Source organism: Aeromonas sp. S8(2024), assembly GCF_041403085.1.
In the GTDB taxonomy this organism is placed as follows: domain Bacteria; phylum Pseudomonadota; class Gammaproteobacteria; order Enterobacterales; family Aeromonadaceae; genus Aeromonas; species Aeromonas dhakensis.
Window position 1 is genome coordinate 94,226 of sequence record NZ_JBGLRF010000008.1, and the last position, 13,321, is coordinate 107,546.

Annotated in this window: 7 protein-coding genes; 6 read left to right on the plus strand and 1 reads right to left on the minus strand. The window is 66.9% G+C overall.

Going from position 1 to position 13,321, the window contains the following annotated elements; translation table 11 throughout:
• Window positions 1-168: 168 nt before the first annotated feature.
• Together ACB031_RS18585 and basC are read left to right on the plus strand one after the other, a co-directional pair.
• Entirely contained in the window at window positions 169-4,458 is a 4,290-nt protein-coding gene (locus tag ACB031_RS18585) for an amino acid adenylation domain-containing protein (protein ID WP_371140044.1), read from the plus strand.
• 66 nt (window positions 4,459-4,524) lie between these two features.
• Window positions 4,525-5,829 carry a putative histamine N-monooxygenase gene (basC, locus tag ACB031_RS18590; RefSeq protein ID WP_371140056.1) on the plus strand — a complete coding sequence of 435 codons (1,305 nt, stop codon included), beginning with the start codon at window positions 4,525-4,527 and terminating at the stop codon, window positions 5,827-5,829.
• Between the two features lie 36 nt (window positions 5,830-5,865).
• Here the strand turns inward: basC and ACB031_RS18595 are convergent, their stop codons facing one another.
• Entirely contained in the window at window positions 5,866-8,016 is a 2,151-nt protein-coding gene (locus tag ACB031_RS18595; protein ID WP_371140045.1) for a condensation domain-containing protein, read from the minus strand.
• A gap of 204 nt (window positions 8,017-8,220) precedes the next feature.
• Between ACB031_RS18595 and ACB031_RS18600 the strand changes: the two genes are divergently transcribed.
• The 4 genes from ACB031_RS18600 (at window position 8,221) to ACB031_RS18615 (ending at window position 13,321) form a co-directional block, all read left to right on the plus strand.
• On the plus strand, window positions 8,221-8,733 hold the full coding sequence (locus ACB031_RS18600) for a sigma-70 family RNA polymerase sigma factor (RefSeq protein ID WP_019840901.1): 513 nt from the start codon (window positions 8,221-8,223) through the stop codon (window positions 8,731-8,733).
• Window positions 8,734-8,847: 114 nt separating this feature from the next.
• Window positions 8,848-10,653 (plus strand): ABC transporter ATP-binding protein, encoded by a 1,806-nt coding sequence (locus ACB031_RS18605; RefSeq protein WP_371140046.1) that lies wholly within the window; start codon window positions 8,848-8,850, stop codon window positions 10,651-10,653.
• A complete protein-coding gene (locus ACB031_RS18610) occupies window positions 10,647-12,386 on the plus strand; it encodes an ABC transporter ATP-binding protein (RefSeq protein WP_371140047.1) in 1,740 nt (579 codons plus the stop codon). Before ACB031_RS18605 ends, ACB031_RS18610 begins: the two co-directional genes overlap by 7 nt.
• On the plus strand, window positions 12,383-13,321 hold the full coding sequence (locus ACB031_RS18615; protein ID WP_042005554.1) for an ABC transporter permease: 939 nt from the start codon (window positions 12,383-12,385) through the stop codon (window positions 13,319-13,321). The genes ACB031_RS18610 and ACB031_RS18615 overlap by 4 nt, the downstream gene beginning before the upstream one ends.

A 13,321-nucleotide genomic window follows, 5' to 3' on the forward strand; every position in this document is an offset into this window, starting at 1 on the left:
AATACCGTCCAGAGTCATCTCTGGCCACGACCGATGCCAATTTAATTAAGCGAATCATCGATATAACCATATGGGTTGACGGATTAAATTAACATTGAAATGAAAATCATTATCATCTTTAAATATATAAACAACGAAACACGACAAGTTGTCAACGCCATGAATGAGATGAAAGAACTGACCGCGATGCAGGCGGCTTGCTGGATGGGACGCAGCGCACATGCCCATCTGGGGGGCGTCAGTGCCCACCTCTACGCCGAGTTTGACGGCCCGGCCCTCGATCTGGCGCGCCTGCACGGTGCGCTGGAACGTCTCTATCAGGCGCACCCCATGCTGTGCCTGACCGTCACCCGGGACGGCGCCCAAACGTTGGGAGAGCCTGCCCCGGCCATGCTGGAGATAGATGATTTCCGCTCCCTGAGCGGCCAGCCACTGGCCGATGCCCTGGCCCGCAAGCGGCAGGAGTGGACCCACCAGCAACTCGATCTGAGCCGGGGTCAGGCGGCCCGCTTCTCCGTCACCCGGCTGGCAGAGCAGCGCCAGCGGCTGCACATCGACACCGACATGATGGCCGTCGATCCCTCCAGCGTGCGGATCCTGCTCGCCGACCTGGCCCGGTGGTACGAAGAACCGGAGTGGACGCCACCGCCAGCCCCTTCGTTTTTTGCCTGGCACGAGGCTGTGCAGACGCGCCTGCGCGCGCGCCGGGAACAGGATCGGCAGTGGTGGCGACAACAGCTGCCAACGTTGGCGCCGGCGCCTACCCTGCCGACCGTTCCGCAGCAGGCGCCCCCCGCCAGCGAGCGCCTCAGCACCACCCTGGATGCCGCTACCTGCCAAGCCCTTACCACCCTGGCACGGCAGCGGCGCCTGACCCTCTCCAGCCTGATGCTGGGCCTCTTTGCCCACGCCCTGGGCAAGGCCACCGGCGACAGGCGTTTTCGCCTCAATGTCCCCTTCTTCTGGCGCGAGCCCGTGCTCGGCAACGAGCAGCGGATCGTCGGCGAGTTCGCCAACCTCACCCTGGTGGACGTGGACCTTGACCAGGCCGGCACGCTGGATGCGCTGTGCCGGCAACTGGCGGCCCAATGGCACCAGCGCCTCGGCCACGGCGCCTATTCCGGCGTGGCGGTGATGCGCGACCTCTCCCGCCACCACGGCTCGGCCCAGCTGGCCCCCATCGTCTTCACCGCCGCCCTGGATCTGGAAGGGGGCTCGCTGTTTGACGAACGGGTGCACAGGGTCTTCGGCGCCATGAACTGGGTCATCTCCCAGGGCCCCCAGGTGGCGTTGGATGCCCAGCTGGTACGCCTGCGCGGTGAACTGCTCATCAACTGGGACGTCCGCCTCGATGCCCTGCCGCGCCCCTGGATCACCGCCCTCTTCGACGATCTGGTGGCACAGTTGCGCCAGCTGGCGCGGGATCCCGCCCTGCTCGACACGCCACTGCATCGCCGCCGCGAAACGCCCCTGACGCCACTCCAGCAGGCCTACCTGCTCGGGCGCACTACCCAGTTTCCACTCGGAGGGGTCGCCATGCAGGAGTACCGGGAGTACCGCGGCAAGATGGAGCCGGCGCTGCTGCGTTCCCGCCTGCGGGAGATGGTGCAGCGCCACGATGCGCTGCGTACCCGCATCGATGCCGACCGCCTGGTACAGATCGTCGATGACGAGGCGCGCCTCAATCTGCACGAACAGGACCTGCGTCAGCTGACCGAAGAGGAGGTGGAGCCCAGGCTCGCTCGCCACCGGGAGGCATACAGCCATGCCCTGTTCGACCTGACGCAGTCCCCCTGGGATCTGACCCTGCTGCACCTGCCGGGAGACGAGCTGGTCGCCTTCGTGCGCATCGATGCCCTGATCCTGGATGGACACGCCATCGCCACCCTGATGCGCGAGCTGTTCGAAGGGATTGTGGCCCCCGCGCTGCCCTCCCCGCCCGCTCACGAGCCCACGGCGGCGCAGCGGGAGCAAGCCGGGGACTACTGGCGGCGCAAGCTGGCCAGGCTGGAGGGGCCACCGCGCCTGCCCTGGACCCAGCCACTCGAATCTCTGCGCCGTGCCCGTTACGCACGCCAGCGGCAACGCATACCTGCCGGGCAGGCGGCCGCGCTCTACAAGCTGGGTGCCCGCCAGCACCTGTTCAAGAACACCACCCTGATGGCCGTCATCCTGGAGGTGCTATCCCGCTGGCGCGACGAGGGGGACCTCTGCGTGGCCGTGCCGGTGGCCCCGCCACCCGGCGGGCCGCTGACCAACCGTTCCAGCTTTATCGCCCTCACCTGGCAGCCCGCGGAGGGCACCCTGCTGGAGCGGGCCCACATTCTGCAGCAGGACGTCATGGAGGGGCTGGATCGGCTCGCGTTCTCCGGGGTCGATATCGCCCGCCAGCTGGTGGAGACCCATGGCGGCGGGCCTGCCCTGCCCGTGGTCATCACCAACGGACTGGCCTGGCCGGTGGCCGCGCCAGAGAGCCCCATGCAGTGGCAAGGGGGCCTGACCCAGACACCCCAGGTCGCCATGGACATTCGCATCAGCCAGCAGGCCGACGGTACCCTGGTGCTCGACATCGACTACGCCCGCGAGGCCCTGGAGGCCGCGCTGGTGAGCGATCTGCTCGCGGCCATGGCGCGTGCCGTGGCCCGGCTGGCAGAGGGAAAGGCATTTCACCTCCCGGATCTGGTCACCCCCACCCATGCCCGTCACAACAGCCTGCCGGACGCCGCCTGCCACACCGACTTCCTGCAGCGCATCGCCGATCGCCTGTTCCATTCGCAGCACGAGGCGGTGGCCCTGATCCAGGGGGAACGGCGGCTCAGCTACCGGGAGCTTGGTCACGGCGTGGGGCGCGTGATGCATGCCCTGAGCGAGGCCGGCATCGAGGACGGGCAGGTCGTCGCCATCTGCCTGCCGCGCAGCCCAGAACACACCATGGTGACCCTGGCCTGCGCCCTCAGCGGCATCATCTGGGTGCCCGTCGATGCCGCCTCGCCAGCCGAGCGCCGCCGCTATCTGCTGGACAACTGCTGCCCCGACCTGGTGGTGGCAGAGCCAGGCGCAGAGACCGGCCACCCCACGCTGACCCCGGCCACCCTGCTGGCCGGCTCCGACGCCCCCCTCGGCACGCCTTGGGCGGGGCGCAGTGCCCACACCACGCCGGCCTACTACCTCTATACCTCAGGCACCACGGGGCGCCCCAAGTGCGTGGTGCTGAGCAACCAGGCCACCGCCAACGTGATCGGCAGCACTCTGCAGCGTTGGGGCATTACAGAGCAGGACAAGTTTCTCTCCGTCACCCCGCTGCACCACGACATGTCGGTCTTCGACGTGTTTGGCTGCCTGACCGCCGGCGCCACCCTGGTGCTGCCGGAGCCAGGCGCCGACAAGGATGCGGTGCACTGGGGCCGACTCATCGCGCACCACGGCGTCACCCTCTGGTGTTCGGTGCCGGCCATGCTGGAGATGCTGCTCGCCTGCCACCCGGTCGACACGCTGCAGAGTCTGCGGCTCATCGCCCAGGGGGGGGATTACATCAAGCCGGGCATCATAGAGCGCCTGCGCACCGGCCTGCCTGCCGCCCGTCTCTTCTCCCTCGGCGGGCCGACCGAAACCACCATCTGGAGCATCTGGCACGAGATAAGCGCCGACGATCGGCAGCGCATTCCCTACGGCACACCACTGCCGGGCAATGCCTACTGGCTGCTGGACGAGCGCGGTGAGCACTGCCCGCTCGGAGTGGCGGGCCGTATCCATACCAGCGGCGTCAACCTGGCCCTCGGCTACCTCGAACAGGGGCAGCTCGTCCAGACCGACTTCGTCACCCTCACCGATGACAAAGGCCAACCGGTGCGTGCGTTTCGCACCGGCGACCGGGGCCGCTACCGCCGCGACGGCACCCTGCTGTTCGACAGCCGGGTCAACGGTTACATCAAGGTGCGCGGGGTGCGTGTCTCGCTGCCCGACGTCGAGAGTGCCCTCATCACCCATCCGGCCCTCGCCCAGGTGCTGGTGGTGGAGTACGGCGACGAGCAACAGGGAGAGCTGGGGATCGGGCTGCTCTACGTCTGCGCCACCGGCCACCGGCTGGACCCTGCCGCCCTGCGCGAGTTTGCCCGGGCGCAGTTGCCGGCCTCCCATGTGCCGACCCGCGCCCTGGCTGTCGAGCAGTTGCCCCTCACCGCCAACGGCAAGCCGGACAAGCCCGCCGCTCGCACCCTGCTGGCGCAACCCGCCCCCCGTCACGGGGTACTCGACATCTATCTGGAGGTGCTGGGCGCGGCACCGGGCAGCGCCGACAGCCGGCAGCCCTTTACCGCGCTGGGGTTGCGGCCCCAGCACCTGAAGACCATTTCGGCCCGGCTGCGCGAACGCTTCGCCGTGGAGCTGTCACCGGGCCAGCTGCTGGCCTGCCGCACGGCGGCCGACGTCGAGGGACTGCTGGCCAGCGTGCACGCCTGACCCTGCGCCCCGGCATGGCCGGGGCGCATCACCTTTTCTTTGGGAGTGTTTATGGAGACCACACACGTGGATATCGCCGGGGTCGGCATCGGCCCCTTCAACCTGGGGCTGGCCGCCCTGCTGGACCGGCATCCCGAGCTGAGCGGGGTGTTTCTGGACCGCAAACCGGCCTTCAGCTGGCACCAGGGGCTCCTGCTGCCGGGCACCACGCTGCAGGTGCCCTTCCTGGCCGACCTGGTCACCCTGGCCGACCCGACCCATCCGCTGAGCTACCTCAACTATCTGCACCGGCACGACCGGCTCTACCCCTTCTACTACTACGACCACTTCCAGATCCCGCGCCGCGAGTATAACCACTACTGCCGCTGGGCCGCCGAGCAGCTCCCCAGCTGCCGCTTTGGCGAAGAGGTGGTGGCGGTGTATTACGATGCGAGCAAGGAGCGCTTCTGCCTCGAGAGCCGCGACGCCGACGGCCGGGCCCGCCACTATCAGAGCAGTGATCTGGCCATCGGCATCGGCACCCGCCCGGCCCTGCCAGCCTGGGCGCAGGGGATCGATCATCCCAATCTGCTGCACTCCGCCGACTTCCTGCACGCCAGGGAGCGCCTGGCCGCCTGCCGCCGGGTGACAGTGGTCGGCTCGGGGCAGAGTGCGGCCGAGTGCGTGCTGGCCCTGTTCCAGACGCTCACGCCGGAGCGGGTGGCCGCCGGGGCGGCCATCCAGTGGATCACCCGGGCCCCCGGCTTCCACCCCATGGAGTACTCCAAGCTGGGGCAGGAGTGCTTCACCCCCGGCTACATGGACTATTTCCAGCGCATCCCGCGGGAGAAACGGCGCGCCATCGTGGCCGGGCAGGGGATGCTCTACAAGGGGATCAGCTTCGCGACCATAGGCGCCCTGTTCGACCTGCTCTACGAGCGATCCATCGGCGGCCAGACACCCGGGCTGACCCTCTTCTCCAGCTGCAATCTGGAGGCGGCCGAAGTCCTGAGCGACGGCACCCTGCATCTGACCTGCCACCACACCCAGCTCGATCAGCGTTGTACCCTCGAGGCCGATGCCGTGGTGGCCGCCACCGGCTATGCCCACGCCTGGCCCGCCTGGTTCGAACAATTGAAGGGTGAGGTGCTGGCCGTTGATGAACAGGGGGACTGCATAGTGCAGGAGGACTTCACCGCCCGCCGCGCCGATCGGGGCACTGGCCGGGTCTTCATCCACAACGCCGACATCTTCCAGCAGGGGGTAGGCTCGCCGGATCTGGGGCTCGGGCCCAACCGCAATGCCCGCATCCTCAATCAGCTGCTGGGGCGCGCCCACTACCACCTGCCCGCCCGCACCACCTTCCAGCACTACGGTCTGCCGACCGACTGAGTCAAACAGTGAGCCCCCTTGCGGGGGCTCACGCCATCACACCTGTGGGGCCAGGGCCGCGAGCGGGCTGGCGGTACCCTCCCGCACCAGCTGTTCGAGCAACCGGTCAAGCAGGGCACAGAGAGTCTGTATCTGGGCCGGGCTGTAGCGACCGTCCCGGTAGGTGATGACCAGCCGCAGCCGCCGCTCATCGTCCAGCACGTCTTCCATGATTTCGAACTGCAGGCCGAACATGGTTTCGGTCTTGTCCGCATCGATCTGGCGGTAGCGCAGCCCCTCGCCCGCCGGGGTCGGCAGACGGCCGTTGAGGGCGTTGCTGGCGTGGATCTGGATGTAGACGTCGAACAGCAAGCCGTCGGCCGGCGTCATGCCCAATCCCTGCTGGATCTGTTCGAGCGGCACATCCGCGTAGCAGAGTGAGTCGTTGATGGTGCGGGTCACCTGACGCAGCAGATCGCCAAACCGGGTGGTCGCGGCAAACGACACCCGATGCGCCACCATGGTGGTGAAATAGCCCACCGAGTCGAAGAAGGTGGGATCGGTGCGCCCCGAGGTCGAGGTGCCGATCAGGATCTCCTCGGCCTGACCCAGCTGGTGCAAGGAGAGGGCGATGGCCGTGTACATCAGGGTAAAGAGGGAGGCATCGTGGCCACGGGCCAGCTCATAGAGCCGGGCCAGCGTGCCCCCGGCCGGCTGCCACTCGTGCCAGCGGGCGGCCCAGGTTTCCCCCTGCAGGGGCATCACCGGCAAGGGAGGACGGCGGGAAGCCGGCACGGCGCCGTGCAGCAGACGGGTCCAGTAGGCCAGGTGCGTCTCGTTGATGCCATCCGCCGCCTGCCGGCGGGCAAAATCGTGAAACGCCGGCGCCGGTGCATCCCAGTGGGGGGCAGTCCCGGCGGCGCGAGCCAGATAAGCCTGGGCCAGCTCCCCCATCATCAGGTTGATGGACCACTCGTCCACCACCATGTGATGCACCAGCAAGGAGAGCTGCTGACGCCCCGTGGCCGGATTGCGCAGGAAACGGATCCGCAGCGGCAGCTCCCGGGTCAGGTCGAAGCGATGGGCCGCTGCGTCGGCCAGGGTCATCCCCTGCGACTCGGCACTGCCCCAGAACCAGCGATAGCCGGCCAGCTGATCGGCCGGGAGAATGCGTTGCCGCACCTCGCCATCCTGCGTCATGAACAGGGTCCGCAAACTGGCGTGGCGCTCGATAATATCGGTAAAGGCGCGAGCAAACAGGGACTCGTCCACCTCGTCAATAAAGTCGAGGGCAAACGGAAGATTAAAAATGGTGCCAAAGTCGTGGGCTTCATAAGCCCGCCACAGAGAGGCCTGCGCCAGGGCGAGCGGAGCCGGTTCCCTGTTATTTGCCGGGACGGCTTCCTGCAATGAAGCCTGCTCTGATATCACGGCCTTGCGTGCCAGGGCAGCCGCCGTCGGCGATTCGAAAAAGTCGTTGAAGCGGCACTCGATACCGTGCTCGCTCAGTAATTTCCCAATAATTCTGGTCGCCAGCAGGGAGTGACCACCATTATCAAAAAAGTCATCATCCGGCCCCATATCGGGCGATGACAAGGCACGACGAAATTCCTCAAGAATAATCCGTGAAATATTCTTGCCGACATCATGAGCAGGGGCACAAGAGGCTGGTGTGGCAATGCATGCCGGGGATGATAGCAGCAGCGGCGTTTGCCCGGCCTGGCCGGTAGCCAACCGATCGTAGTGCTCCTTCAGCGCAGCCATCAGGGTCTGTGGCGAACCCTGTTCCGCAAGCACAGGATGCAGCACCAGCGCCAGTGTCACACTATTTTCTGCGTTGATAATCAATGCCTTGAAAGGTGGTTGGCGGGCACTGTCCCAGGGGAGCTGCTGCACTCTCCGTACCAGCTCATCCACCTCGTCAGCCGCCAGACGATGAAATTCCAGACAGGGATACCAGCCATTTATCTGATATTTAAATAGATCGCCATCGGCACTGAAAAAATAACGGGCATTGAGTTCCGGCTGCTCTTTTATTAATAACTCAACACTCAGTATCAACAGCGAAATATCAATATCGTCAGGGAGCGGCCAACACATCGCCTGTTTAATTATCTGCTCGGGCTGCTGTTGTTGTAACAACCAGCAGCTCTCTTCATGGGCACTGACAGGCAGCTCAAGCAGCCCCTCATTATGGAATTGCAGCAAAAGCCATCTCCTTCTCTGTGGAAATATAACCCTGTGAATTACGTCTGTTTTATTTGAAATAACCACGGACGCATGCCCCTCCCCCCTAATTGGCGGGAAAGGCATTGCGATATATCGATGAACACGATACCGTGCAAATGATTACCATAATGATTTTCATTCTCAAATAAAAATAACACGAGGTTCAGGAGAGAAATCGTGGAAATGGGCACAGGCTCCTTCCAGGCGCAGTTGCATCGTCTGTATCAGGAACATCACGGATGGCTCTGCTCGCTGCTAAGACGCAGGTTGGGCAACAGCTGCGACGCCGCGGATCTGGCGCACGACATTTACCTTCAGCTGCTGCGCAAGGGACACATCCCCACAGCGGCCGAGTGCCGTCGCCATCTGATGCAGATCGCCAAGGGCAAGGTGATCGATCTCTACCGCCGGCGTGCGCTGGAGGCCCGCTACCTCGAGCAGCAGAGCTACCAGCCCGACGCTCAGGCCCCCTCGGAAGAGCTGCGCGCCATGCAGCGCGAAGCGCTGGGAGCCGTCGCATCGGCCCTGCAACGCCAGTCCCCCAAGATCCGCCAGGCCCTGCTGCTCTCCCGCCTCGGCGGCCTCGGTTATCAGGACATCGCCAGCCAGCTGCAGGTGTCCGTTTCATCGGTCGAGAAATATATCGCCCAGGGCGTGCAAAGCTGCCATCGCAGCCGGCCTGGCGGCGGCATCTGACCCGGATGGGGGAAATGAAAAGATTCATTTGAGGTTTGTTGTCCCCCGTACGGAAAACCACAGAGATCCGGTCGCTCGTCGCGGCCACCATCACTTCACCGTGGAGAAATAGCCATGAAGGCAGACGATGTGCAGTGCCCCGAGGCCAATACTGGCGGGCCCATCAGCCGCGTGCTGGCCCCCATTCGCGGCCACCTGATCGCCGCCGCCCTGCTGGCGGCCATCGGCGCCATGCTGACCCTGGTCCCGCTGGCCGGGATCGCCCACCTGGCGGGCCTGATGCTGGACGAGGCCGCCGTGCCAGGCGACGCGATCACCACAGTGCTCGGGATCAGCCTGGCCTGCCTGTTCGGCGGCATGATCCTGCTCAGCGCCGGCGATCTGGTGGCCCACCTGGCCGACAACCGCATCACCGGCCAGCTGCGCCTGGCCCTGACCCGGCGGCTGGCCCGGGTGCCCCTCGGCTGGTTCACCGCCCGCGCCTCGGGGGAGGTCAAACAGGCGATGCAGGACGACATCGGCACCCTGCACAGCCTGACGGCCCACTTCTACACCACCCTGGGCCGCTGCAGCGGCGCCGTGCTCATCTCCCTGATCTACCTCTTCGCCATGGACTGGCGGATGGCCCTCATCGCCCTCTCCCCCTTCCCGCTCTTCTTCCTGTTCTCCGCCCGCGCCCACCGCGCCAGCGCCGCCAACATGCAGCAGTTCGGCGCCGGCATGGCCCGCATCAACAACGCCGTGGTGGAGTTCGTGAGCGGCATCCCCGTGGTCAAGGCCTTCGGCGTGCAGGGCCGGCTGCACACCAGCTACCGCAACGCCATCGATGACTTTGCCCGCGCCTTCACCGATTTCACCCGTCCGCTGGTCGCGGCCATGGCCAACGCCAACGCCATCATGGCCCCCGCCTCGGTCTTGGGGGTGGTGCTGGCCGGCGCCGTGGTGATGGTGCGAGCGGGTGCCATGACACCGGCCGAGGTGCTGCCCTTTGTGCTGGTGGCGCCGGGGCTGTGCGCCCCCCTGATGCTGCTGAGCTACCTCAAGCACGATCTCGGCAGCGCCACCGCGGCCGCCGAACGGCTCCACGCCCTGCTCGCCACCCCGGTATTGACGGAGCCCGCCGCCGGCACCGGTTTGCAGCCGGCCGACAACACCCTGCGCCTCGAGCAGGTGAGCTACCGCTACGACGACCAGACCCCGGTGCTCAGCGAGCTGACCGTCACCCTGACGCCGGGCACGGTCACCGCCATCGTCGGCGCCTCCGGGGCCGGCAAATCGACTCTGGCCAGGCTGCTGCTGCGTTTCTTCGACCCGAGCGAGGGGCGCATTACCCTGGGCGGGGTGGACCTGCGCGATCTCGAGAGCCGCGAGCTCTATCGCCACATCGGCTTCGTGCTGCAAGAGGTACGCTTGGTGCACGCCAGCCTGCACGACAACATCGCCCTCGGCCGCCCCGGCGCCAGCCGCCAGAAGGTCGAGGCCGCCGCGCGCCGCGCCAACATCCACGACCGCATCCTGGCCCTGCCGCGGGGCTACGACGCCGTGGTCGGTGAGGACGCCAACCTCTCCGGCGGCGAGCTGCAACGGGTCAGCATCGCCCGCGCCCTGCTGCTCGACCCGCCGGTGCTGGTGCTCGACGAGGCCACCGCCGCCGCCGACGCCGACAACGAGGTGAAGCTGCAACAGGCGCTCTCCACCTTCGCCCACGGCCGCACCCTGGTCGTCATCGCCCATCGGCTCGACACCGTGATGCACGCCGACCGGATCCTGGTGCTCGACAACGGCGTCCTGTGCGAACAGGGGCGCCACCACGAACTGCTGGCCCGCCGCGGCCGCTATGCCCGCCTATGGGAACAGGGGGGATACGACACTCCCACCCAGACCCATATCCCTCATCAGGAGGCCGTCCCCACATGCTGAACACCTTCCTGCGCCTGCTCGGCGACGACGCCGTCCTGCTGCGCCGCTACGGCCTGCTGGCCCTGCTCTACGGCCTGCTCTGCGGCCTGACCCTGGTCTGCCTCATCCCGGTGCTCACACACCTGCTGCGCGCCGAGACCGACGCCGCCACCGGCTGGCTGCTGGTGCAGCTGATCGGCGTGCTGCTCTGCTGGAACCTGCGCCGCCGGGTGGAAAAGGCCGGCATCGCCGTGGGGATAGCGGTGCTGCGCACCGGCCGCCACGCCCTGGGCGAGCACGTGGGCAGCCTGCCGATCGGCTGGTTCACCCCGGCCAACACAGCCCGCCTCAACCACCTGGCCTCGCAAGGCATGATGGAGCTGGCCCAGCTGCCGGCCCACGTCTTCACCCCCCTGCTCGGCGGGGTGATCACCCCGCTGGTGGTGCTGGTGGCCCTGTTTGCCCTCGATGTGCAGCTCGGCCTCATCGCCCTGGTCGCCCTGCCGCTGCTGGTGGCGGTCTTCCTGCTCACCACCCGCCTCAACCAGCACGCCGACCAGACCTTCCACCAGCATGCCGCCGATACCAGCCAGCGCATGGTGGAGTTTGCCCAGGCCCAGTCGGTACTGCGCGCCTTCAACGGCGAGCAGGGGGGCACCCGCTTCCTCGAGCAGGCCATCGCCCAGCAGCAAGCCTCCGGCAGGCAGTTGATCCGGCTCACCGCGCTGGCCTCCGGGCTCAACGTCTGGGCAGTGCAGGCCTGCTTTGCCACCCTGTTGCTGGTGGCCGCCCAACACCTGGGCGGTGCCGACAGGGAGAACCTGATCGCCGCCCTGGTGACCCTGGTGCTCATCAACCGCTTCATCGATCCCCTGCTCGACGTGGCCGGCTACAGCGACGTGCTGCGCGGCGCCCGTGCCCAGCTGGCGGCCCTGCAAACCATGTTCGACTACCCGGCCCAGCCGCAGCCGGCCACTCCTGCCACCCCGCTGGATGGCTCAGTGGAACTGCGCGGGGTGCACTTTGGCTATGACCCGGCCCACCCGCGGGTGCTCAAGGGGGTGGATCTGGCGGTGGCGCCCGGCAGCATGACCGCGCTGGTCGGTGCCTCGGGCTCGGGCAAGAGCACAGTACTGCGGCTCATCGCCCGCTTCTTCGACGTCGACGAGGGGGCCATGCTGGTGGGAGGGGTGGACGTGCGCGCCATGAGCGGTGAGACCTTGGCCAGTCACATCAGCCAGATCTTCCAGGATGCCTATCTGTTCCAGGGCACCATTGCCGACAACATCCGCATCGGCAAGCCCGAGGCCAGCGATGCCGAGCTGCTGCACGCCGCCCATCAGGCCGGGGTGAGCGAGATAGTCGAGCGCCTGCCGCTCGGGCTCGACACCCAGGTTGGCGAGGGTGGTGCGCGCCTCTCGGGGGGCGAGCGCCAGCGGATCGCCATCGCCCGCGCCCTGCTCAAGGACGCCCCCATCCTGCTGGTGGACGAGGCCACCGCCGCGCTGGATGCGGAGAACCAGGCCGCCATCACAGAGACGCTGGCCCGGCTGCGGGGCAAACGCACCCTGATCGTCATCGCCCACCAGCTCTCGACCGTGGCCATGGCCGATCAGATAGTGGTGCTCGACGATGGCATGGTGTGCGAGCAGGGCCCCCACGCCGTGCTCAGTCGCCAGCCGGGGCGCTACGCCCACTTCCTGGCGCAGCGCGCCAGCGCCAAGGGGTGGCGCCTGACCGGAGAGGACGCGTGAGGGCGCTCCTGCTGCCGGCGACCCTGCTGGTGCTGGCCGCGTGCTCCCTGCTGATCGGGGCGCGCCCCCTCCCGCTGGCGGAGCTCTTCGCCGGGGATGGCCTGCTCACCCTCACCGCCAGTCGCCTGCCGCGGCTGGCGGCGGTGCTGTTGACCGGCGCCGGGCTGGCGGTGGCCGGCGTCATCCTGCAGCAGATAGTGCAGAACCGCTTTGTCGAGCCCGCCACCTCCGGCGGGCTCGACGCCGCCAAGCTCGGCATCCTGATCGCCCTGACCCAGCTGCCCGCCACCGGCACCACCGGCCGCATGCTGGTGGCGCTCGCCTTCTGCTTTGCCGCCAGCCTGCTGTTCATCGTCATCGTGCGCCGTATCCGCTTCAAGAATACCGTGCTGATCCCGGTGATCGGCCTCATGTATGGCAGCGTGCTGAGCGCCCTCGCCGAGTTCTACGCCTACCAGCACAACATACTGCAGAGCATCCAGGGCTGGATGCTGGGGGATTTTTCCAAGGTGGTCGAGGGCAACTACGAGATCATCTACCTCATCCTGCCCATCACCCTGCTGACCTATCTCTACGCCCACCGCTTCACCGTGCTCGGCATGGGGGAGGAGGCCGCCGCCAGCCTGGGGCTCGGGTACTCGGCCACCGCCACCCTCGGCCTGCTGCTGGTGGCAGTCACCGTGGCCGCCACCGTCATCACGGTCGGCGCCATCCCCTTCGTCGGGCTGGTGATCCCCAATCTGGTGGTGCTACGCCACGGCCAGCACCTGAGAAAGACCCTGCCGCTGGTGGCTCTCTACGGTGCCCTGCTGCTGCTGGCGTGCGACCTGCTGAGCCGGCTGCTGATCCACCCCTTCGAGGTGCCCATCGGACTCACCGCCGGCAGCCTCGGCGGCGTGCTGTTCCTGCTGCTAATCCTCTGGCAGCGCCGATGA